Annotated in this window: 18 protein-coding genes; 13 read left to right on the top strand and 5 right to left on the bottom strand. The window is 38.3% G+C overall.

Annotated elements, in window-relative coordinates; all coding sequences use genetic code 11:
* Positions 1 to 27: 27 nt before the first annotated feature.
* Entirely contained in the window at positions 28 to 1,104 is a 1,077-nt protein-coding gene (locus NF867_RS10435) for an Mrp/NBP35 family ATP-binding protein (RefSeq protein WP_252587805.1), read from the bottom strand.
* A 102-nt stretch (positions 1,105 to 1,206) separates the two neighbouring features.
* On the opposite strand from NF867_RS10435, the gene NF867_RS10430 reads away from it, so the two are divergent.
* The 3 genes from NF867_RS10430 to NF867_RS10420 are packed head-to-tail and all read left to right on the top strand — an operon-like array spanning position 1,207 to position 5,537.
* Positions 1,207 to 2,430 (top strand): phage integrase SAM-like domain-containing protein, encoded by a 1,224-nt coding sequence (locus NF867_RS10430; protein ID WP_341870043.1) that lies wholly within the window; start codon positions 1,207 to 1,209, stop codon positions 2,428 to 2,430.
* A 3-nt stretch (positions 2,431 to 2,433) separates the two neighbouring features.
* Positions 2,434 to 4,563, top strand: coding sequence for a biosynthetic peptidoglycan transglycosylase (locus tag NF867_RS10425; protein WP_252587803.1), 2,130 nt, complete (start codon positions 2,434 to 2,436; stop codon positions 4,561 to 4,563).
* 56 nt (positions 4,564 to 4,619) lie between these two features.
* Positions 4,620 to 5,537 carry a carboxypeptidase-like regulatory domain-containing protein gene (locus tag NF867_RS10420; protein WP_252587801.1) on the top strand — a complete coding sequence of 306 codons (918 nt, stop codon included), beginning with the start codon at positions 4,620 to 4,622 and terminating at the stop codon, positions 5,535 to 5,537.
* Positions 5,538 to 5,621: 84 nt separating this feature from the next.
* Here the strand turns inward: NF867_RS10420 and NF867_RS10415 are convergent, their stop codons facing one another.
* A complete protein-coding gene (locus tag NF867_RS10415; RefSeq protein ID WP_252587800.1) occupies positions 5,622 to 7,121 on the bottom strand; it encodes a hypothetical protein in 1,500 nt (499 codons plus the stop codon).
* A 189-nt stretch (positions 7,122 to 7,310) separates the two neighbouring features.
* On the opposite strand from NF867_RS10415, the gene NF867_RS10410 reads away from it, so the two are divergent.
* The 10 genes from NF867_RS10410 (at position 7,311) to groL (ending at position 16,821) form a co-directional block, all read left to right on the top strand.
* Positions 7,311 to 8,477, top strand: a complete 1,167-nt coding sequence (locus tag NF867_RS10410) for a 2-isopropylmalate synthase (protein WP_252587798.1) — start codon at positions 7,311 to 7,313, stop codon at positions 8,475 to 8,477.
* Positions 8,478 to 8,563: 86 nt separating this feature from the next.
* Positions 8,564 to 9,958 (top strand): 3-isopropylmalate dehydratase large subunit, encoded by a 1,395-nt coding sequence (gene leuC, locus NF867_RS10405; RefSeq protein ID WP_252587797.1) that lies wholly within the window; start codon positions 8,564 to 8,566, stop codon positions 9,956 to 9,958.
* A gap of 11 nt (positions 9,959 to 9,969) precedes the next feature.
* The gene (gene leuD, locus NF867_RS10400; RefSeq protein WP_252587793.1) at positions 9,970 to 10,566 is read left to right on the top strand and encodes a 3-isopropylmalate dehydratase small subunit; all 597 of its coding nucleotides are present in this window, start codon (positions 9,970 to 9,972) and stop codon (positions 10,564 to 10,566) included.
* 156 nt (positions 10,567 to 10,722) lie between these two features.
* Positions 10,723 to 11,796, top strand: a complete 1,074-nt coding sequence (gene leuB, locus NF867_RS10395) for a 3-isopropylmalate dehydrogenase (RefSeq protein WP_252587791.1) — start codon at positions 10,723 to 10,725, stop codon at positions 11,794 to 11,796.
* 134 nt (positions 11,797 to 11,930) lie between these two features.
* The gene (locus NF867_RS10390; RefSeq protein ID WP_252587790.1) at positions 11,931 to 12,392 is read left to right on the top strand and encodes a nuclear transport factor 2 family protein; all 462 of its coding nucleotides are present in this window, start codon (positions 11,931 to 11,933) and stop codon (positions 12,390 to 12,392) included.
* A 30-nt stretch (positions 12,393 to 12,422) separates the two neighbouring features.
* On the top strand, positions 12,423 to 12,881 hold the full coding sequence (locus tag NF867_RS10385) for a YciI family protein (RefSeq protein WP_252587788.1): 459 nt from the start codon (positions 12,423 to 12,425) through the stop codon (positions 12,879 to 12,881).
* A 117-nt stretch (positions 12,882 to 12,998) separates the two neighbouring features.
* Positions 12,999 to 13,496: a hypothetical protein gene (locus tag NF867_RS10380; protein WP_252587786.1), complete on the top strand. Its 498-nt coding sequence runs from the start codon at positions 12,999 to 13,001 to the stop codon at positions 13,494 to 13,496.
* Positions 13,497 to 13,679: 183 nt separating this feature from the next.
* On the top strand, positions 13,680 to 14,576 hold the full coding sequence (locus NF867_RS10375) for a DUF6263 family protein (protein ID WP_252587784.1): 897 nt from the start codon (positions 13,680 to 13,682) through the stop codon (positions 14,574 to 14,576).
* A 215-nt stretch (positions 14,577 to 14,791) separates the two neighbouring features.
* Positions 14,792 to 15,067: a co-chaperone GroES gene (locus NF867_RS10370; protein WP_103788661.1), complete on the top strand. Its 276-nt coding sequence runs from the start codon at positions 14,792 to 14,794 to the stop codon at positions 15,065 to 15,067.
* Between the two features lie 113 nt (positions 15,068 to 15,180).
* Positions 15,181 to 16,821, top strand: a complete 1,641-nt coding sequence (gene groL, locus NF867_RS10365; protein ID WP_252587783.1) for a chaperonin GroEL — start codon at positions 15,181 to 15,183, stop codon at positions 16,819 to 16,821.
* A gap of 314 nt (positions 16,822 to 17,135) precedes the next feature.
* Here groL and NF867_RS10360 read toward each other — a convergent pair whose 3' ends face one another.
* Genes NF867_RS10360 through NF867_RS10350 form a run of 3 tightly spaced genes read right to left on the bottom strand, consistent with a single transcriptional unit; the run spans position 17,136 to position 22,441 of the window.
* A complete protein-coding gene (locus NF867_RS10360; protein WP_252587782.1) occupies positions 17,136 to 17,702 on the bottom strand; it encodes a lipid-binding protein in 567 nt (188 codons plus the stop codon).
* An 18-nt stretch (positions 17,703 to 17,720) separates the two neighbouring features.
* Positions 17,721 to 19,223 (bottom strand): SusD/RagB family nutrient-binding outer membrane lipoprotein, encoded by a 1,503-nt coding sequence (locus NF867_RS10355; RefSeq protein WP_252587781.1) that lies wholly within the window; start codon positions 19,221 to 19,223, stop codon positions 17,721 to 17,723.
* An 11-nt stretch (positions 19,224 to 19,234) separates the two neighbouring features.
* Positions 19,235 to 22,441 (bottom strand): SusC/RagA family TonB-linked outer membrane protein, encoded by a 3,207-nt coding sequence (locus NF867_RS10350; RefSeq protein ID WP_252587780.1) that lies wholly within the window; start codon positions 22,439 to 22,441, stop codon positions 19,235 to 19,237.
* Positions 22,442 to 23,115: the final 674 nt, after the last annotated feature.

The following is a 23,115-nucleotide window of genomic DNA, read 5'->3' as shown; positions in this document are numbered from 1 at the left end:
AGTCTGTTTACAAAGATAGGAAAATTATTAAACAACTAACTCTTTGTTAGCCAACGCGTTTTGTATAGCCACTTGCTGCGCTACTTTTTCAGCGATATCGGCAAATGCCAAACTAACTACATTCTCATTTTGTAAAGATATTGGTTCGCCACTATCACCACCCTCACTAACTGCCATCACCAATGGAATTTCGCCCAAAAGCGGTACTTCGAATTGTGTTGCTAGTGTATTTCCTCCACCTTTTCCGAATATATAATATTTATTTTCTGGAAGTTCGACAGGAGTAAAATATGACATGTTCTCTACTACCCCTAAAATAGGTACTTTTACACCTTCCATTCTAAACATCCCCGCTCCTTTCTTGGCATCAGCCAATGCAACATTTTGTGGAGTAGTAACAATTACCACACCCGCCAGCGGAAATCCTTGTGCCAAGGTAATATGAACATCGCCTGTTCCCGGAGGAGTATCTACCAATAAATAATCTAATTCACCCCAATCGGCATCGTTAAATAATTGTTTAATGGCTGAAGAAACCATTGGTCCTCTCCATGGAATTGCTTGGTTAGGGTCCGTAAAAAATCCTATCGAAAGCAATTTAATACCATATTTCTCAATTGGTTGTATCTTACTCTGCCCGTTTACCTGGACCATGTATGGTTTTGCTCCTTCCAATTGAAACATAATCGGAATGGATGGACCATAAATATCACCATCGATCAACCCAACTTTTGCTCCTTTTTTAGCTAATGAAATAGCCAGGTTCACCGCCACTGTTGATTTACCCACTCCTCCTTTACCCGAGGCTACGGCAATGATATTTTTTATATTACTAAAGGCATTCGTGCTTTTTGAAGTCACTCTCGAAGTCATATTTATCTCCACTTCAGCCTCCTTATCTACGAAATGCTTTACTGCGTTTACACATGCATTTCTGATCAGGTCTTTTAATGGACAAGCCGGAGTAGTAAGAATTACGGAGAAGCTGATTTTTTTTCCATCCACTTTCACATCTTCAACCATTTTCAGAGTTACTATATCTTTTTTAAGATCAGGCTCTTCAACGTTACTCAACGCTGCTAAAACTTGTTCCGTAGTTATCATTTAGTGTTAATATGTTAAGAATTATTGATCAAAATTAATTAAAAAAACAGGATAATTAGGTTTTTGTTTAGTTATATAGCACTATTAATATAAAGAAAAATAATGGCAACCGTCAATCTTTGTATAAGGCCGGACATGAAGGACAGTAATGGGCTTTTACCCATTTACATGATTTTTCAACACCGAGGAAAGCGTTTTAAGCATTTTACCGGCTTAAAAGTTCATGAAGAAAATTGGGATGCAAAAAAGCAGGAGGTGATTGAACTTAATGGCAATACCGACCGATGGAATAACACGCTGGCCAAACAGCGGATTCAGCTTTTAAATGCAACACAGCAAATTTTAAAGGAACGGAAAGAGGCCGATGTGCAGGAAATTAAGGATGCCTTTTACAAGGATCTGTTTAAATGCGGGAGTGAGTTTTTTGCCGAGTTGGCTCTTTTCATTGAAGAATCGAAGAAAACCAAAAAAGAAAGCACTGTCTTTGTTTATGAAACCTTGATAAAGGATCTTAAACTATTTGAAGATGCGGATGATTACCTGATCAGTTTTCATAACCTTAACTCCGAATTTTATGTTCAGTTTACCAATTTTTTAGAAAAAACGCTGAACAATACCAATAATACTGTTAGTAAAAAGATAAAGGCGCTCAAGGCTTTTTTGCACACCGCATCTGATAAAAAACTGATGCATACTGCGGAGTTTGAATCATTTGGCACAAAGACCATTGAAACGCCTAAACTTTCTTTAACTGATGCTGAAGTAGAACGATTATATACCCTAAACCTAAGTTTAAATAAAGAGCTGGCTATTATTCGAGATATTTTCATGTTTGGCTGTGTAACCGGTTTAAAGTATTCTGACATTATTAAACTTAAAGTCGACGATGTTGCAGAAGGAAAATTGCTAATCATCAATCAGTATACTTATATAAAAACCCGTATTCCGATGAATAACTACGCCCGGTTTATTCTGAAGAAATATATGCCCGAAAAAGGATATTGTTTCCCTTTGGTACAAAATGTATACGCCAACAAGCATCTTAAAACATTAGGCAAAATGGCTAATATTGATACACCCATTAAAGTGAGTATCCATAAAGGCGATAAGATCATTGAAAAGCAGAAACCTAAATACGAATTAATTACAACCGACACCGCCAGATATACGTATGCTGCACTATCTTTGCGGGCTGGTATGCGTCCCGAATTGCTTATTCAGGTACTAGGCCAAAAAACAATTAATGCATTGTTAGAGTACAGCTATTTTAGCAGCCCGATGAACGACTACGAGATGGTTGATTGTTGGAATAAAAAATTCTTTTAGATTTTGAAACGATTTCTGAAAAAGTACTGGTGGATCTTCACCATTATTTTGGTAATAGTTGGCATTGCCGGTGGTGTATTATTCTCTAAAAGAGAACAGATTCTTAATAGTACACTTGCTAAAATCATAAGCTCTCAGCGTAATCAAAACCAACTCGATATTAAAATTGAAAAAGCGCGGTTTACGGGTTTAAGCACGGTTCGTTTTGATAAAATAACCGTGGTTCCCTTACAGAAAGATACTCTTTTGAACATCCGAAGTTTTGAGGTGCAGGTTAAGATTTTACCATTGATTTTTGGCGATTTGAAAATTGCAGAAATGCAATTGCTGGATGGCAAACTTACTTTTGTTAACCGTCATGGTGTTAAAAATTTCGATTTTCTGCTTAAAGACCGTAAGCGAGATACTACCGAAAAAGCCGAGCTCGATCTGGCAAAACTAGCTAACAAGCTCATCAATAAAGCCCTCTATAAAATTCCGGATAATCTTGAACTGAAAAATTTCGAAACTTCTTATACCGAAACAGATAGCTTGAGGACCACCAGCCTGTTGGCAAAAGAAATCTTAATTGATGACCAAGAGCTTCGTTCCACCTTTATTTTAAACAAAGGGGAAGCTACCTGGCATTGTTCGGGTATGGTTGATGGTGGTGATAAAGAACTTAATGTCAAGTTTTATGCCGAAGGAAAGAAAGTAGAGTTCCCGTTCTTGGAGCGCAAATACGGCCTGAAGGTTAGTTTTGATACAATTTCAACACGCATGGATGGCACCAGCTACCACGGTGATGAGCTAAAAATAAAAGGCGCCTGGGGGGTTAGAAACTTGTTGGTTAATCATCCAAAGATTGCCTCAAAGGATGTTATTGTTGATAATGGATCAATAGATGCAACGGTTATTGTTGGCAAAAACTTCCTCCAACTCGACAGTGCTTCGACCGTTCATTTGCGTAAGTTAGAAGTTCATCCTTTCATAAAATACACGCTAAAGCCCTCTAAAGTTTATGAACTTAAAGTTGGCACTGACTGGATTGAGGCTCAGGACTTTTTTGACGCTTTCCCTCAAGGTATGTTTGAATCATTAGAGGGAATTCAGGTTGCCGGCAAATTAAAATATGGGCTCGATTTCTATCTGGAAGATAAAAATCCGGATGCTTGTCGCTTTGATTCGCGACTGGACAAAAGGGATTTTAAGATATTAAAATTCGGACTGGTAAACCTTCAGAAAATCAATGGTCCATTTGTTTATACCCCCTATGAGTATGGCAAACCGATGCGTAACATTACCGTTGGTCCTACTAATCCAAATTTTACTCCATATAATCAGATTTGCAATTATCTAAAAAATGCTATATTGACCGCCGAAGATTATGCTTTCTTTACGCATAAGGGGTTCTTTGAGGAGGCGATTCGTAAGTCAATTGCGACAAATTATAAAGCAAAAAGCTTTAAGAGAGGTGGTAGCACCATTTCAATGCAATTGGTTAAAAACGTTTATTTAAGTCGTCAAAAAACGATGGCCCGCAAGTTTGAAGAGATGTTGATCGTTTGGCTGATAGAAAACAACCGTTTAACCAGCAAAGAGCGAATGTTTGAAGTTTATTTGAACATCATTGAATGGGCGCCGAATGTTTACGGCATTGGAGAGGCATCAAGGTTTTATTTTGCCAAACATCCATCGGAATTAAATTTAGGTGAATCGATGTTTTTGGCCAGTATCATTCCAAGTCCCAAACGTTACAGGTATCAGTTTTACCCTAACGGAGCATTGAAACAACGTATTAGCGGCTATTATTTTAATTTGATCAGTGGGTTAATGTTAAAACGGGGAATGATTACAGAAGAGGACCGCCTATCGATGTATAATGTTGTGTTAAGAGGACCGGCAAGCAAGTATGTAATCACTGATACAACCTCCGTTGATACAACATTTGGCAACGATGAATTTACCCCTCAACAAATAATTGAAGATAATCCGGAACCTGTTATTCCGGAAAATTCCACTATAAAAAATGAACCTGGTCAATCGGTAACGCAAGAACCGATAGTGCCAGAAAAAAGTAAAGCAGAAATTAGGAAACAAGAGCGCGAAGAGCGTCGTAAAAGACGTAAAGAGGAAAAGCTGCAGGAAAACTAATTTTGCTGAAAAAGAATACAACCGATTTATTCATATAACCAAAAAACCAATTAATTATGAAGAGATGTTTACATATTATCTGTTTATGTCTATTGATTTCCTGTACAGTTGTTAATGCCCAAAACATTACTTTAAAAGGTAAAGTAGTAGAAGATGTACCAGAGGCATACCCAGTACCTAATGCAACTTTAACCATTTCTAACACAAAGCTGATTTATTCAGCAAATAAAAATGGTGAGTTTACTCTCAGTATTCCGGAGAAGAACAAGGTAGACAGCTTGGTGATAACCTCCTTAGGTTATAAAGCCAAAACAATAAGTATTAAAGAAATGCTTAAAACTCCGTTTACCACTGTTAAGCTTAAATCGGCCTACTTACAGCTTGACGACATTGTGGTAAACGCAAAAAAAGCACAGAAAATTTACCTGGGCAGCGAAAAGAAATCGAGCTTTGGTAAATATTGCCCATTCCCAGAGCTTCAGCACGCTTTTTATATTCCTAATAACAACAACACCACAGGTATTATCCGTTCAGTTCGCTTCTTCATTCGTGAATGTGAAAACGGTGTAATTGATGCACCTTTCCGTGTTCGTTTATATGGAAAAGCTGACATGCGCGACTTTCCAGGACCGGAGTTGATTCAGGATGCAATTATTGCACGTGCGCAGAAAAACAATGAATGGCTATCTGTTGATATTTCACAGTATAACGTAGAGGTTCCTTATGATGGTTTTTTTGTGGTACTTGAGATTCTTCCTTTACAATATTACTCAACAGATGTAACCAGTACCGAAACAACGTATGATGGTAATAAAATAACGGTAATGCACTACGCTGCTCCGGCCATTGGATACGAAAAACTGGAAGATGTTCCGGGAGCTGTTAGCCGCTCATGGAGACGTTATGGAATTAATAAATGGGAACGAGTTGAACAATACAACTACATGATGGGTGCTAACATTACATCCGACTAGTCAATTTCCTAAATTAAAAAAAGAGTCCCGAAAAATCGGGACTCTTTTTTTGTGCTTTTAAACTGAAGCAGAAAACAACAACATTTACCTGTTCAAGGTTAAAAACTTATCCTGAATAATTTGTTGTACAGGTTTATTATTGATCTTGCTCTCTAGCCACGAAATAATATCGAGATACAAGAAAGGACGCTTCTCATATGGGTGATTTTCGTACTGGATCAATCGGTCGTGTAAACGTTTAAACTCTCGTTTAATGTCGTTGGCGTAAATGTTTCCTAGGTTCTTAAGGAAATTAATGATTTCTATCTGCACCTTATGCAAATCATCCATTTTAACCAGGAATCGATAAACTGACTTAATCTGATACTCCAGATTTGCATCATTCCCAGCCTCGTAATTAGCAATCAGGTTAAGAATTCGGGCAAAACATTGAATATCTGAGCGAACATCAGAATCACGCGTACTTATAATCTTATTCAGATATACGATTGCATTCTTATTATCGCCACTTCCAAAATACAAACAAGCGATCTTATAGTAGAATACCAAAACATGATGCTCATCTATCCGATCATTATGATGAGCAAGGAATGACTTAAGCTCTGGAATAATTGCCAAACCTTTGGTAAAGCTTCCTTCCATGAAGTGCAGGTTTACCTTATGTGCCAAAATGCATGATTGCGCCAACATATCGGCATTGTCATCAAAAAACTCCTTATTATTCTCTATATCCTTTTGAAGTGTAGTTAACACCTCCCAAAATTTAGAGTAATAACGCAGATAGAATAATGATTCGAGCAAATAATTATATGCTTTAATATAAAAGCTAATCATGCTTTGTTTCATCTGCGGATGCTCGTTAAATAAATCAGCCCAACGTTGAGCATAACGATAACATGAAACAAAGTCCTGAATAATTGAATAGTACCATACATATGATTGGTACAAATACATCTTTTCAGAGAAACCCAGCTTAGTTGCATCATATTTTGGCAGGTTATGTTCAAAAAACGTTTCAACATAGGCCACATCCTTACTGTTGCGGGCATACCCAACCTTTAAGTACAAGCCATAAAGCTGAAGGGCAAGATTCGAAAACTCATTAGCCGTTTGAATACTGGTATTCAGACCGATTGCTTCATTAGTTAAAATATCAGCCCTATTCGAGATACTTCTGGTAATGTATTGTGATTCGATCATTTTCTCAAATTCCACAATTTCAAGGGCAATGGTATTTTGCATAAGCTGCACCGCCATCTGTTTAGCTTTATCCAAAATTTTAAGACTTTGGCGGTACAGCCCCTTGTTGTATAAAATCTTTGCAAAATCAACCTGTTCGCGTAATTGCAAATCAGGGTAATGTTGCACATTCATTAAACGCAAACTAATAAGAATCTGCTTGTATAAATGCGCTTTCATATTAGAAAGCTGCACCTTCTTTACAGGCGCTTTTTTTAAAATCTTTTCCTCATCGTAATCATCCATCCCGTCAATTGCATCAAATAAAGCTATGAACTTTGCATCCTGGTTACCTTGCAAACGAGTAGCGAATAACTTAAAATTACGCTTCTCTGATTTCGACATGGACTTTATTAACTCAAATACAGGCTCGTTCTTTCCATTAGCCATTGTATATAAACCTCCTTTAACTATCTGATATTCTGTGTGTTATAAAATTTAGACCAAAATTGAAAGTAGTACAACATAGTCGTTAATGGTTTCCCAAAGCTAATCTTAGTGAATACTTTAGAAATTCCAAATACAAATCTAATAATGTCAACAAGAAAGATTCAGATATTCGACACAACCTTACGTGATGGTGAACAAGTGCCGGGCTGTAAATTAAATACACCCGAAAAAATTGAAATTGCACGTAATTTAGAAAAGCTTGGTGTGGATGTGATCGAAGCCGGTTTTCCTATCTCTAGTCCTGGAGATTTTAAATCCGTTATGGAGATCTCTAAAGCCGTGACCGAGCCTATTGTCTGTGGTTTATCGCGTGCCGTTGTTAAAGATATTGAAACTGCAGCTGAAGCTCTCAAATACGCCAAACGTCCTCGCATTCATACCGGTATAGGTACCTCAGATTCTCACATCTTACATAAGTTTAATTCAAACCGCGATGAAATTATTGAACGTGCAGTCGCTGCCGTTAAATATGCTAAGCGTTTTGTTGAGGATGTGGAGTTTTATGCTGAAGATGCTGGGCGTACGGACAATGAATATTTAGCACGTGTTTGTGAAGCGGTTGTGGCAGCAGGAGCAACCGTATTAAACATTCCTGACACTACCGGATATTGTCTTCCACATGAATATGGTGCAAAAATTAAGTACCTGAAGGAAAATGTTAAAGGCATTGACAAAGCTATCTTATCAACTCATTGTCACAACGACTTGGGTTTGGCAACTGCCAACTCTATTGAAGGTGTAATTCATGGTGCCGGACAAATTGAATGTACCATTAACGGTATCGGTGAACGTGCCGGAAATACTTCATTAGAAGAAGTGGTGATGATCATGCGTCAGCATCCGTATTTGAATCTGATTACAGGTGTAGAAGCTAAAATGCTTTATCCAATTAGCCAATTGGTTTCGGAGAAAATGCAAATGTTTGTTCAGCCAAACAAAGCCATCGTGGGTTCAAATGCGTTTGCACATTCATCAGGTATTCATCAGGATGGTGTGATCAAAAACCGCGAAACCTATGAGATCATGGATCCATCGGATGTTGGGGTTGATCAATCATTAATTGTCCTAACAGCTCGTAGTGGACGGGCCGCTTTAGCCTACCGTGCTCACAAAATTGGCTATCAATTAACCAAAGATGCTCTTGATGAGGTTTATGAACGTTTCTTAGCTGTTGCTGACCGTAAAAAAGAAGTTTACGACGAGGATATTCATGAAATGATGAAAGACGTTAAGATTGAACTTTCAGCTTAATTCAGTCAATTAATTATAACCAACAAATTATAAAAATAACCGATTAAATTCGGAGCCCTCTTTTAGGGGGATGCGGGGAAGTAAAAATGGGAAAGACCTTATTTGACAAAGTATGGGATGCACACGTGGTAACAACCGCCGAAGGAGGCATCGAAATACTTTATATCGACAAGCATTTAATACACGAAGTAACAAGCCCGCAAGCTTTTGCGGAGTTAGAAGAACGCGGAATTAAGTTGTTTCGTGCTAATAAAATCGTAGCAACCGCCGATCATAACGTTCCAACAATTGATCAGCACCTGCCAATTAAAGATGATTTATCGCGTTTTCAGGTAAATAAACTTACCGAGAACTGTGCAAAATTCGGGGTTGAGCTTTATGGTTTAGGCCATCAATATCAAGGTATCGTTCACGTGATCGGCCCTGAATTAGGTATAACCCAACCAGGCATGACCATCGTTTGTGGTGATAGTCACACCTCAACACATGGTGCTTTTGGTTCTATAGCCTTTGGTATTGGAACCAGCCAGGTTGCAATGGTAATGGCGAGCCAGTGTTTATTGCAGCAAAAGCCAAAGAAAATGCGCATTAACGTAAATGGCCAACTAAAAGCAGGAGTGTTGCCAAAAGACGTAGTGCTTTATATTATTGCTAAGCTGAGTGCAAACGGAGGCACCGGCTATTTTGTTGAATTTGCAGGTAATGTATTCCGTGAGATGAGTATGGAAGGTCGTATGACGGTTTGCAACATGAGTATTGAAATGGGTGCTCGCGGAGGCATGATCGCTCCTGACGACATTACCGTTGAGTACGTTCGCGGTCGTGAATTTGCTCCTAAGGGCGAAGCATTTAAAAAAGCTGCAGCTTATTGGAAATCATTAGCAACAGATGCTGACGCTGTTTTTGATGCCGAGTATTCATATAGCGCTGAAGATATTGAACCGATGATCACCTACGGAACAAATCCGGGAATGGGTATTAAGGTTACGGATGCGGTACCTTCTGAAGATGCCTTTTCGGGTCAGGAAAGCTTTAACAAAGCGCTTGCCTATATGGGATTAGAAGCCGGAGAAAGCATGATTGGCAAACAGATCAATTATGTATTTATTGGTAGCTGTACCAACTCACGCATCGAAGATTTACGCTTGGCTGCTCAGGTGGTTAAAGGCCACAAAAAAGCCGACAATGTTCACGCGTTTATTGTTCCTGGTTCTAAACAAGTAGAGGCTCAGGCTAAAGCCGAAGGATTAGATCGGATTTTCGAGGAGGCAGGTTTTCAATTACGCGAGCCTGGCTGTTCAGCTTGCTTAGCTATGAATGATGATAAAATTCCTGCTGGTGAATACTGCGTTTCTACTTCAAACCGCAATTTCGAAGGTCGACAAGGACCTGGCGCACGTACATTCTTGGCGAGTCCACTTGTAGCAGCAGTGGCTGCATTAGAAGGCAAAATTGCAGACGTTAAACCTTACTTGAATTAATTGGAGGAGAGATGAAAAAGGAATTTAAAGAATTAACAGCAACGGCGGTTCCATTGCCGATTGAAAATATAGATACCGACCAAATTATCCCGGCACGTTTCCTTAAAGCAACCAGCCGTGAAGGGTTTGGAGATAACTTATTCCGCGATTGGCGATTTGATGCGCAAGGAAATCCTAAAGCTGATTTCATATTAAATGACAATCGTTATAGTGGAAAAATATTAGTAGCCGGAAGGAACTTCGGATGCGGATCAAGTCGCGAGCACGCTGCCTGGTCGATCCATGACTTCGGCTTCAAAGTAGTTGTGTCAAGCTTCTTTGCCGATATTTTTAAAGGCAATGCTCTAAACAACTTTTTATTGCCAGTTCAGGTTTCTGAAGAGTTTTTGCAGGAGATTTTAGCTGCTGTAATAGCTAACCCAGCTACCGAACTAAAAATTGATTTACCATCACAAACAATAACGTTAGTTGAAACAGGTAAGTCAGAAAGTTTCGCAATTGATGGGTACAAAAAAATGTGCCTAATTAACGGCTTCGACGATATTGATTTTCTGTTGAGCTTGAAGGATAAAATTGAATCCTACGAGCAACAAGCCGTTAAATTTTAACAAGTATCATCATAAGGTTAATTGATAAGGCTGGGGGGAAGCCCTGGCCGCCCTTCGGGGTTTAACCTCCTACCCCGCAAAAGGGGGTATGATTTTAACTACTTAAATATTATCTCACAACAATACAATGTCCTCTCTAGAGGATCTAAGGGGTTTATGAAACAGAAAATAGCCGTTCTTTCAGGCGATGGAATTGGTCCGGAAGTAATTTCTCAGGCAATAAAAGTGCTTGATGCAGTAGCTCAAAAGTTTAATCATCAATTTGAATATACAAACGCATTGGCCGGAGCCATTGCTATTGATAAAACCGGCAACCCAATGCCCGACGAAACCTTACAAGTTTGTCTTGAGTCGGACGCAATTCTATTCGGTGCTATCGGAGATCCGAAATATGATAACGACCCTAACGCAAAAGTTCGTCCGGAGCAGGGCTTGTTAAAGATTCGTAAAGAAATGGGCTTATTCTGTAACATCCGCCCGGTTACCACCTACGAATCATTGATTGCAAAATCACCATTAAAAGAAGACCGCGTTAGAGGCGCTGATTTAGTTGTTTACAGAGAACTTACCGGCGGAATCTACTTTGGTGAAAAAGGTCGTAAAGGTGATGGTTCAATTGCCTACGACAACTGTGAATATTCAGTAGAAGAAATCGAACGCATTTCAAAATTAGCCTTCGAAGCAGCTCAACCGCGTCGTAAAAAGTTAACCTTGGTTGACAAGGCTAACGTATTGGAAACATCGCGTTTATGGAGAGATGTTGTTAAGAAAATGGCGCCGAAATATCCGGATGTAGAAGTTGACTTCTTATTTGTTGATAACGCCGCCATGCAAATGATTGTTAACCCAACACAGTTTGATGTTATTTTAACTGAAAATATGTTTGGTGATATCATATCTGACGAAGCAAGTGTAATTACTGGCTCTTTAGGTTTATTGGCGTCGGCTTCTATTGGTGCTAAAACAGCCATGTTTGAACCTTGTCATGGCTCTTATCCACAAGCCGCTGGTAAAAATATTGCCAACCCTGCCGCAACAATCTTATCTGCCGCTATGATGTTAGATTACTTCAAACTATTTGATGAAGCCAATCTGATCAGAGAAGCTGTTCAAAGCAGTATTGACAAAGGTTTATCAACCGTCGATATTAATTCAGAAAAACCATTAAGTACTACAGCCGTGGGTGATATAGTTGCCAATTATATTGCCGAATCTGTAGTAATAGCATAGATTTTTTTACTAATTTATTTTTGAAACCTGATCCTGCCACCTCAACCAATGGCAGGATTTTTTATTTACATACATCTGATTTATAGCTATTTAATTGTAAATTATTCCAAATTAAAAAACTATCTCATCAGACTATGAAAAAGCTTATTTTCTTTTTGCTTGCATTAGTAACCATGCAGGCAAATGCCCAAAAACTTTCATCATCTATAATTAAAAGCTTAGACGGAGCGGAAAAGGCCATGTTTGCGGCAACAGCAAACGGCGATTCATCTGCATTTCGAAAGATCTGTGGCGCTGATTATTTCACCATAAACGCAAATGGTGTAGCAATGAATCTGGAAGATGCTATACAATTTGTTCCCCGTTTTAAAGGATCATCGGTAGAATTATCGGAACAGAGCCAACGTATTTTTGGCGAAATAGCCTTAAGAACCGGAAAAGCTAAATTTTACTTTAATGGCCAGCAAGTGGCGGAAGCATTGTACACTCAGGGTTGGATTTATCGGGACAGTAGATGGCAGTTTATTCATTGGCAAGGCACATTTACAGGTATGTCGCTTGAGGGACAGGGATTAAAGGAACCTCCAAAAAATTAGTGACCTCGATGTAGTTAAGTATATTGTATCATGAAAAAAGCGTTAATACTATTTGCTATAATAAGCATTGCAACCATATCCAGAGCCCAAAATGTAAACCCAAGCTACAACAAAGCTTTAGCCGATTCATTAGGCGCCGATGATTACGGAATGAAACCTTATGTGTTGGTGATATTGAAAACCGGACCTACAAAAATTGAGGACAAGAAGAAACTTGATAGTATTTTCCGTGGTCACTTTAATAATATTGGCCGATTAGCAAAGAAAGGCGACCTCGTTGTTGCAGGTCCTTTAAAGAAGAATGATAAAACTTACCGAGGCATTTTTATATTGAATATTAAGACGATTGAAGAAGCTAAACCACTGCTAAATACTGACCCTGCTGTTTCATCGGGCGTTCTTGATTATGAATTATTCCAGTGGTATGGGTCCGCCGCCCTGCCTATGTATTTACCTTTTAGTGAGAAAATCGAGAAGACAAAACCATAATCTCTTCAAGAATTTGATTTATAAAATGCTCATTAGCTGATATGCTAATGAGCATTTTATTTTAACTGGAATAGGTTTTAACTGTAAATTGCAACACGCTCAGCAAACTGATATATCATGAAAAAATACGGCCTTTTATTATTGCTTATAATAGCTGCATGCCAATCGGGTCCTAAAAACAAGCAAGCAGAAACGGATTCACTTAACACATTAAAAGAAGTTGATACTGCTGTATCAGAAACACCCTACGCCAAGGAAATTGCAGCCCAGGATACACTGTTTGAAGATGGCAGTATTCCTACTTCATGGGGCGCTGCAGGATTTTCTGATCCAGTAAAATTCAAGCGTTTTATTATTTCATTTAAAGAATGGGTAAAGAATGATCAGGTTGATAGTATTTCAGCCCATGTTAAATATCCGCTTGGAAGAATAAAAAATGTCGACGATTTCAAAAAAAATTATTCAACGCTTTTTGACGGCTTATTAAAGAAGGCTATTGCCGATCAGCATCTCGATCAGATATTCCGAAATCAACAAGGTGCTATGATGGGCAGTGGAGCTATTTGGTTCATTGAATCAAATGGTAATTATTATATATCAGCTATTAACAACTAACGTCTCACGCGATTTAATTTCCAAATTGTCTAGCAGAGCGAAGTCGAAGCGTTAGCAAAAGCCTTCGACTACACTCGGATTAACAACTATTGAAAACTCTGAATTAAAATAAAAGGCACAACAGATTTTTAACTAATAGCTTGTTCAAACGAACATTTCTCACAAAAAACAACAACATAGATCATGATGAAAAGAAGATGCGCCTTATTACTTATTGGTGCAATTGCAGTTACAAATTCATTCGCCCAGAAAGCCATTACCTTGAAACAGAACTTTACAGCTGGCAAAAAGTACAGCTATGAAATGAATGTTGACCAAAACATTAATCAAGAAATAATGGGTCAGCAAATAGATATGAAACAACTGCTGAATATTACTTACAGCTTTGAGGTTACCAAAGGAATTGTGCCGGATAAAAATATCAACGTTGTTTATGACAAAGTCTACTCTTTAACCGAGGCAATGGGAGCATCAACCGAATTTGATTCGGCAAAGGATGACGGAACCGGAAACAATCCGCTAAGTACATTGAAAGGAAGCGGATTTAGTATGGTAGTTTCACCAAAAGGAGAAGTAAAGTCAGTAACTGGGGCCGAAAAAATGATTGACCAGATGGCTAGAAAGACTTCTTCTGATTCGTCAGCAATTGTTAAAGTTAAAGAAGCGTTAAGTAAGCAGTTTGGAAATGAGGCCTTAAAATCGACAATGGAAGCTTCCTTAAAGATTTATCCGGATAAGCCGGTTAAAGTTGGGGAATCATGGCTGATAGAAAGTGCTGTTAAAAGCATATTGCCAATGAGTATTAAATCAACCTATACGCTTAATGAGGTAAAAGACAATAAAGCCTATGTTTCAATTACCAGCGCAATTACCGCTAAAGGGCCGGCTGAAATTATGGGGTTAACACTTCAAACCAATCTGGCAGGGCAAAATAATGGAAACATGGTTATCGACATAAAAACCGGTGTTGCATTGGACTACACTGTTAAAACTGATATTGGCGGCACCATGAGCGCTATGGGGCAAACCATTAAAATGAAGATCAACGGTGATAATAAGGTTAACGGTAAAGAGTTATAACTTTAGCACGCTATTAAAGAAAAAAGAACCAGCTAAAGCACTACTCCTTTTTGTAAAACCTTAGGAGTCTGCCAAAATTTCACTCCATTTAATTATAAACCAACACTAGTTGACAGGTAAACTGTCAAATATCCGTTCATTGTACACCCTTTCTTATTTGGCACAATCTCTGTGTATTGTGGACGTATTTCAATTAAAAAAATTATCATAGAACTATGGCATTAAATATTAAACCTATCGCAGACAGAGTAGTAGTAGAAGCTGCTCCTGCAGAAACGACTACCGCTGGTGGTATCATTATCCCTGATACTGCTAAAGAAAAACCTCAACAAGGTACAATTGTAGCAGTTGGTGCTGGTAAAAAAGATGAGCCAATGACTGTTAAAGTTGGCGATACCGTTCTGTATGGTAAATACGCTGGTACTGAAATTACTGTTGAAGGTAAAGAGTATTTAATTATGCGCGAATCTGATATTTACGCGGTTATCTAAATTGAGATCTGAGATATGAGATTTGCGACAAGAGATTTTTATCTCATGTCCCTCCTCTCAATACTCAAATCAATTAAATCATTCTCTAATCATTACATTTTAAAAATTAAAAAATGGCAAAACAAGTAAAATACAACGTTGAAGCACGCGACGCTCTAAAGCGCGGTGTTGACATTTTAGCAAATGCAGTTAAAGTAACTTTAGGTCCTAAGGGTCGTAATGTAATTATCGATAAGAAATTTGGTGCTCCATCAATCACTAAAGACGGTGTTTCTGTTGCTAAAGAAATCGAATTAAAAGATTCTTTGGAAAACATGGGCGCTCAAATGGTAAAAGAAGTTGCTTCTAAAACTGCTGATATTGCCGGTGACGGAACTACTACTGCTACTGTTTTAGCTCAGGCTATCGTTACTGCGGGTGTTAAAAACGTTGCAGCAGGTGCAAATCCAATGGATTTAAAACGTGGTATTGACAAAGCTGTTACTGCTGTTGTTGCTAACTTAAAACAACAATCCCAGTCAGTTGGCGATGATAACAATAAGATCAAACAAGTAGCTGCTATTTCAGCAAACAATGACGAAGTTATCGGTTCATTGATCGCTGAAGCAATGGATAAAGTGAAAAAAGAAGGTGTTATCACTGTTGAAGAAGCTAAAGGTACTGATACTACTGTTGAAGTAGTTGAAGGTATGCAGTTCGACCGTGGTTACCTTTCACCATACTTTGTTACCAATGCCGATAAAATGGAAGCGGAATTAGAAAACCCTTACATTTTAATCTACGACAAGAAGATCTCTTCAATGAAAGAATTACTTCCTGTTTTAGAAAAACAAGTGCAAACAGGTCGTCCTTTGTTAATTATTGCTGAAGACTTAGAAGGTGAAGCATTAGCTACATTAGTTGTAAACAAAATCCAAGGCCGTTTAAAAGTGGCTGCGGTGAAAGCTCCAGGCTTTGGCGATCGTCGTAAAGCAATGTTAGAAGACATCGCTATCTTAACTGGGGGTACTGTTATTTCTGAAGAGCGTGGTTACAAATTAGAGAACGCTGATTTAACTTACTTAGGTCAGGCTGAGAAAGTAGTTATCGACAAAGACAATACCACTGTAATTAATGGTGCTGGTAAAAAAGAAGACATCTTAGCTCGCGTTAATCAAATTAAAGCTCAAATCGAGTCAACCACATCTGATTACGATAAAGAAAAATTACAAGAACGCTTAGCTAAATTAGCTGGTGGTGTTGCAGTTCTTTACGTAGGTGCAGCTACTGAGGTTGAAATGAAAGAGAAAAAAGACCGCGTTGACGATGCATTACACGCTACACGTGCTGCTGTGGAAGAAGGTATCGTTGCAGGTGGTGGTGTTGCTTTCATCCGCGCTATCTCAGCATTAGAGGAGTTAAAAGGTCATAACGACGATGAAACTACCGGTATCGCTATCATTAAACGTGCTATCGAAGAGCCTTTACGTCAAATCTGTGAAAACGCAGGTATTGAAGGTTCTATCGTAGTTCAGAAAGTAAAAGAAGGAAGTGCTGATTTCGGTTATAACGCTCGTGAAAACCGTTACGAGAACTTAATCGCTGCAGGCGTAATCGATCCTACTAAAGTTGCTCGTGTTGCTTTGGAAAATGCAGCTTCGATCGCTTCTATGTTGTTAACCACCGAATGTGTATTAGCAGATGAGCCTTCAGAAGATGCTGGACACGCTCACGGAGGCGCTCCAGGCATGGGTGGCATGGGCGGAATGATGTAAGCTCATTAAACCTCTTAAAAAAGGTCTTAAAATAAAAACCTTTCGACAGATCGTCGAAAGGTTTTTTTATGGAATACATCCTCCTTTTCACAAACACAGTTAAACTAAAACCTGACTTTGAAAATAATTGAACCGCACTTCCGATATCAAAGTGATAATATAAACTCTATTTAAGAAATGGGTTATCATTAAAGTTAGATTCATATTATTTGGATGACTAACTGTGTTAACTCTTTAAATAAATCCTTCTAAAAACAAGAGAGCTGACCTTTTGGTCAGCTCTCTCTGTAGAATATGATTTATTCTCGTTAGTCTTAGTACTTAGGTTCATCAGCAGGGAAACCACTGCGTTGATGACCTGAAAGAATAAACGTTTTACCTGGAACATCAGAATACTGAACTTCCATATAGATACTATCAACTACAGTTCCGGTAAATGCTTTACCTTGACCAGGTAAAACTTTAGCGTTAACAATAGTAATTTTGTTGGTAGCACCATTTACAATGTTCTTACCTGCCTCAACACTGAAGTTCATTGCTGTTGGCTGAGTAAGTGATTTAACTTTTAATGCTTTTGAAGCAAAGCTAGTAGTATAGGTGGCTTTATCAGCAGGATTTACATAACTAAGGTTAATAGTTTGTACCCATAATGAATCACCTTTATTTACATCGTTAAAAGTTATAAGTTTTGCGTAAGGTTTAACTCCAGTAAGGGCATTTACACCACCATCCTTTAAAGTTACAAACCATTCTCCAGCAAATTTACCAGATGGAGCTACGTACGTAATATCGTCTGATTCAACTTTCTCACAAGAAGTGATGGCAACTGCTGCAGTAAGCAGCAATGCCATTGTTATCATTGATTTAAATTTCTTCAACATGTCTTTTCTCCTTATAAATTATTTAACATCCCACCACACTTTGGTCGTAAGTGAAACCATTGCCGGAACGTTAGGATTACGCTGACGATCACGGTCAGAGAAGATCAAACGTTTAGCAAATAAACCTTGTGTAACCCCTTCTTTTGGATATACGAATTGTCCTGGAATGTAAGCTACGTTATTTGAATAAACAGTACTTGTTTTTGGATAGCCAGTACGGTTTTTCTCAAAGTATGCTTCTAAAGCATGTGAGCCAGCCATTGAAGCCCATTTTTGAGTAATGATTGCTTCTAATTTTTGTTCAAAGCTTCCAGCAACCGGATATTCATATTTACCGCCTGCGGCAATAAAGCTTGATCCATCCAATGAGTATTGTGCGAATGCAGCTTTAACACCTGCGTCATAAGCAGCTTTAGCAGTTGCTGCACCTGGAGTTAAACGCTCAATTGCTTCAGCTTGTAAGAAGTAAGATTCAGCAGTTGAAATAAAATGAACCGGTGCTAATGGGGTAGTGTTTGCAATTGAAATTGCATTTCTAACAGCTGTGCTTTGCAAGTTGTTAAAGTCACCCTGATCTAATGAACTGTAAGTTGTCGCACCAGTTCCGAATTTATAAACAGATGCAATACGTGGGTCGTTATTAGCTTTCAACCATGACATAAACGTGGTACTAGCACGTAAATTAGTTGTGGTATTTAAGCGACGGTTATTGTACTCGTACAATGGGTTAGATTTATCAGGAGCATCCTGGAAATTACCTGCACCCATTGCCGCATCAGTAGTTAAGAATCCAACATTATCAGTATATAATTTTTGGATACCCGCTAAAGCTTCAGTTGGCTTAGCATTGATCATGCGTAAATACATTTTAAGTTTTAATGTATTTGCAAAACGTTTCCAGCTATCCACTTTACCGCCAAATACGATATCACGTGTACCTGGAGTTGAATTGGTTGCAGCAGTGAAGTCTTTTGACAAAGCATTATCAAGCTCAGCAATTAAACCCGCATATACTTTATCCCCATCATCATACTTAGGTGTTAAATTATCTAAACCTTGGAAAGCCTCAGAATATGGAACCTTGTCATAAAGATCGGCCATTATTTGTAAAGTATAGGCTTTCATTACTGTTCCAGCTAGAAAATAAAACCAGTCACCACTAGCTTCTGATTTTTTAATCACAAACTGATAGTCATTCAAAGCACCTGAATAAACTTCATCAAAAGTGTTATTCAAGCTTGACGCAGTTAAGTTATAAGCATCAATGTCTTTAAACTGGTTTGCAGTAGCACTTTGGGTCCAGTATTGGCTCCAAATACCACCTAAAATTGCATACTGTGCACCTGCAGTACCTGCAGTTGAAGCAACAGCAGCGGGGAACACTGATACAGGCTGACCTTGTCCAACTTCCGGATTACTTGGATCTTTATTTACATCCAAAAAATCCTGACAAGCTGTTGTAGTAAGCAAAGCTGCTACTGACAATACTAAGGTTGATTTATATAAAAATTTCTTCTTCATGTTTATCCTAATTAAAAACCAACTTTTAATGATACACCGTACGAACGAACGCTTGGTCCACCACCAAATTCACCAAACTCACCAGCCAAATCATTGCTAAAGGTTGAAACCTCCGGATCAATAAATGAATTCTCTTTAGGTACCCAAACAAATAAGTTGCGGCCATACAATGAAATTGAAGCATTATCAGCTTTCAGAGCACCAACTAATGATTTAGGGAATTGGTAGCTCAAAGTAAGATCACGCATTTTGATAAATGATTTATCGATTACTTGTGATCTTGATGCACTGTTATTATTGGTTTGGTTAAAATAGTCACCAATGTTTGCCATGTTAATAGCTGTTGTGTTCTCAACATAGCCAGTAACTTTACCATCTGTACCAATAACTTCATTAACTGAGTTTGGTACTAAGAATGGACGACGATCATTTAAAGTACTACGAACTGAATTACCAACAAAGTCATTCAAACGTGAAGTGTATGAATACATTAAACCACCTTTACGGAAGTCAAATGAACATCCAAGTGCCCAGTTATCATAAGTGAATCTATTCACTAAGCCCATTGAGAACTTACGATTGATATTACCGTATGCAACTTTATCTTGAGCAACAATTGGAAGACCATTGCTTGGATTTACAATTACTTGACCTTTAGCATTGGTTTTAGCAGCATGACCTTTGATCACACCTAGAGGCTGGCCCACAGTTGCAACCATGTCAACGCCATAAGCAGTATTCAATACTACCTCTTTCAAACCATTCGGTAATTCTAATACTTTGTTATTTAATTTAGAATAGGTATAAGTTGCGTCCCAAGTGAAATGGTCACCTTTAATTGGAGTTAAGTTTAATGCTAACTCAACACCTTTGTTTTCAATTTTACCAAAGTTGGTAATTCTAGATGTGTAACCGCTACCTGCAGAAACAGGAACTGCTAAGATTTGATCTTTAGTAGTTTTGTTATAGTACGCTAAGTCAATTCCTACACGGTTATTGAAAAAGCGCAAGTCAGTACCTAACTCATATTCTGTTGTTAACTCTGGACGTAAAGTAGGGTTACCAATTTGGTTGCTAACCTCAAACGAGCCAACACCATTTAGAGGGAAGTTCAACTGACCAAAGCCTAATGCAGCACTACCTGCAGTTAAGTAGTTAGCAATTGAGTATGGGCTAGCATCATTACCAGTTTTACCAATACTTGCACGAAGTTTTGCGAATGACAAAGTAGATCCTTGAAGGCTCTTGAATGCATCAGTTACAACAAAGCCTAAGTTGGCTCCTGGATAAAAGAATGAGTTTTTATCTTTAGGTAAGGTAGAAGACCAGTCGTTACGAGCATTTACAGTTAAATATAAATAATCTTTAAATGACAAGTTAGCCTGAGCTAAAAGACCAACTAAACGGCGTTTTGAATATGACGCAGATGAAGCTGGAGCGTTTGCCGAGTTTGAAAGATCATAAAATCCATCAAGAATTAAACCTTCAACACGGGTATTAACGATTCGTGCTTCACGTTGGTTAACGTTAAAGCCAACTAATCCGTTAATAGCGAAATCGCTATTTATTTTTTGATCAAGATTTACCATAAAGTCACTGTTGAACTCTTTACGGAAATCACTGTTCTCTTGAACACCGCCAACAAAAGGTTTTTTACTAGCATTTGGTGTACCTACTTTTGGAGCTGCAACAGCTTGCCAGTCTTTTAACTTTGAATCGGTAACATCAAAACCAACTGTCCATTTAGCTGAAATCCAGTTAGCAAATTTGTAATCTAAGCCAGTATTACCAAATAAACGCTCAGAAGAGAAATCATTACCATTCTCATTAATAGTAAAGTATGGGTTCTGAGCATATGGAGTAAAGTAATTATCAACGTTGTTATAAACGTTATTATAATCTTTAATGGTGTTGATATTAATATCAACAGGAGTTTGAATTAACTCTTGGAATAAAGTAGCACCAGTGTTAGTTCCTTGACCAGTACTTACAGCCTTGGCACCACGGGTTACGTAGTTTAATGAAGCGCTAGCTTTTAAGCCACCTAGCGTTGTTGAACCTCTTAACGCAAAAGTATTACGATTGTAAGAGTCAACATCTGTAGGAATAATACCATCACTAGAAACGTTTCCGTATGACAAGTAGAAAGTGTTTTTCTCTGTACCACCGCTAATAGCAATAGAGTTATTAAACTCATTACCTGTAGTGTAGAAGTCATTGAAACGATTTGTGTTAGCAACATAAGGTTTAGATAAGCGTTGGCCTCCTACAGTATTACCCCAAACACGATTAACACCATCTAATTTAGGACCCCATGAACCATTTTCCTGGCTATCATAAGATCCGTCCCAACCTTGTCCGTAAAGAGACTGTAAGGTAGGAGTAAATAAAACACTCGAAAAAGTTGAAGAAGAGTTAAAATCAACTTTAGTTTTACCAGCTTTACCACTTTTGGTAGTAATGATGATAACACCAGACGCTGCACGAGAACCGTACAATGAAGTTGCAGCAGCACCTTTCAAAATTGACATTGACTCAATATCATTAGGGTTGATATCGTTTGCACCGTTACCAAAATCTGTAGTACGAGACACAGAAGTACTGGTAGAACCACCAGCAGCAACGCCTAATGCACTAGAAGATGCAGTGTTGTTAATTGGAACACCATCAACAACATACAAAGGTTGGTTGTTACCACTTACAGAAGCATAACCACGAAGTACAACTTTTGATGAAGCACCTGGAGCACCAGATTGAGATGAAATCTCTGCACCAGCAACTTTACCTTGTAATCCATCCATCATACTTACCGGAGAAGCTTTTGTAAGTTCCTCTTTGCTGATAGCTGTGGTTGAATAACCTAAGGCTTTTTTCTCACGAGAAATACCCAATGCGGTAACTACTACCTCACCTAATTGCTTTGAATCTTGATCCATTGCAATGTTAATCGTTGATGCAGAACCTACAGTAACCTCTTTTGTAGTGTAACCTACAAATTTGAAAACTAAAGTTGCATTTGCCGGCGCAGCAATTGAGTACTTACCATCAACGCTTGTTTGTGCACCAATTGAGCTTCCTTTTACAAGGATGCTTACTCCGGGGATGGGGCCCCCGTCTGATTTGTCAGTAACCGTACCTGTAATGGTTCGATTCTGAGCCACTACCGTACCCGCAACAAAGAGAAATACAGCAATGAAATAGAGTAACCTTTTCTTCATATAACTAAATTTTATGGCCCCTAAACTATGCATTACATTAAAGGATATCAAACGCCATATAACAGATTTGTTACATTTATTAAATCAAATTCATTCAGAATATAATTTCGGAACATGGCGATACCAAGACAAAAACAACCGCAAATGGCTATAAAAGATCTATTTACCGAATAAAATTTGAGCTCATAAAAAACATGAGAAAGGTCATTTGTCTCGATTTTTGTTACACAAAAAAATCAATTGAAACAGTTTCGTTACATTTTTTTGGCCCTAGATTGGCCTGAAAAGAGGTCAATAATTGTATAAAAAACAGAATATTATATTGGAATTAAATTTGAAAACAAGTAGATCCTCAGCAATACTTGCCAAAACCCATCAAAAATTTGGACGACCATTTATAAAGGGGGACATATTATAGAAATTACAGAGCAGGGTAATAAAAAAAGAGGCTGTCTCAAAAGGACGGCCTCTTTCTATTTTCAGGGGTTATCAACAAGTTAAAGCAGGATTTGTTGAAAGAAAAAGAGGGCCAGAAAGCCCTCTAAATCACAAGATATAGTATCTTGTAGTGTGTCCACATCAAAAGTAACATTTAAGGAGTACACTCCCAACCAGACCCTGCTTTTTCCTCCTTCACTAGAGGAAATGATTGACAGCCATCATTCAGTTCGCGT

Source organism: Solitalea agri, assembly GCF_023914155.1.
In the GTDB taxonomy this organism is placed as follows: domain Bacteria; phylum Bacteroidota; class Bacteroidia; order Sphingobacteriales; family Sphingobacteriaceae; genus Solitalea; species Solitalea agri.
This window is presented reverse-complemented; position numbering and strand designations above follow the sequence as displayed.

Coding starts and splice junctions, on each gene's coding strand:
- NF867_RS10435 (WP_252587805.1), bottom strand. CDS start 1,104: ATGATAACTACGGAACAAGTTTTAGCAGCGTTGAGTAACGTTGAAGAG.
- NF867_RS10430 (WP_341870043.1), top strand. CDS start 1,207: ATGGCAACCGTCAATCTTTGTATAAGGCCGGACATGAAGGACAGTAAT.
- NF867_RS10420 (WP_252587801.1), top strand. CDS start 4,620: ATGAAGAGATGTTTACATATTATCTGTTTATGTCTATTGATTTCCTGT.
- NF867_RS10415 (WP_252587800.1), bottom strand. CDS start 7,121: ATGTCGAAATCAGAGAAGCGTAATTTTAAGTTATTCGCTACTCGTTTG.
- NF867_RS10410 (WP_252587798.1), top strand. CDS start 7,311: ATGTCAACAAGAAAGATTCAGATATTCGACACAACCTTACGTGATGGT.
- leuC (WP_252587797.1), top strand. CDS start 8,564: ATGGGAAAGACCTTATTTGACAAAGTATGGGATGCACACGTGGTAACA.
- leuD (WP_252587793.1), top strand. CDS start 9,970: ATGAAAAAGGAATTTAAAGAATTAACAGCAACGGCGGTTCCATTGCCG.
- leuB (WP_252587791.1), top strand. CDS start 10,723: ATGAAACAGAAAATAGCCGTTCTTTCAGGCGATGGAATTGGTCCGGAA.
- NF867_RS10390 (WP_252587790.1), top strand. CDS start 11,931: ATGAAAAAGCTTATTTTCTTTTTGCTTGCATTAGTAACCATGCAGGCA.
- NF867_RS10385 (WP_252587788.1), top strand. CDS start 12,423: ATGAAAAAAGCGTTAATACTATTTGCTATAATAAGCATTGCAACCATA.
- NF867_RS10380 (WP_252587786.1), top strand. CDS start 12,999: ATGAAAAAATACGGCCTTTTATTATTGCTTATAATAGCTGCATGCCAA.
- NF867_RS10375 (WP_252587784.1), top strand. CDS start 13,680: ATGATGAAAAGAAGATGCGCCTTATTACTTATTGGTGCAATTGCAGTT.
- NF867_RS10370 (WP_103788661.1), top strand. CDS start 14,792: ATGGCATTAAATATTAAACCTATCGCAGACAGAGTAGTAGTAGAAGCT.
- groL (WP_252587783.1), top strand. CDS start 15,181: ATGGCAAAACAAGTAAAATACAACGTTGAAGCACGCGACGCTCTAAAG.
- NF867_RS10360 (WP_252587782.1), bottom strand. CDS start 17,702: ATGTTGAAGAAATTTAAATCAATGATAACAATGGCATTGCTGCTTACT.
- NF867_RS10355 (WP_252587781.1), bottom strand. CDS start 19,223: ATGAAGAAGAAATTTTTATATAAATCAACCTTAGTATTGTCAGTAGCA.
- NF867_RS10350 (WP_252587780.1), bottom strand. CDS start 22,441: ATGAAGAAAAGGTTACTCTATTTCATTGCTGTATTTCTCTTTGTTGCG.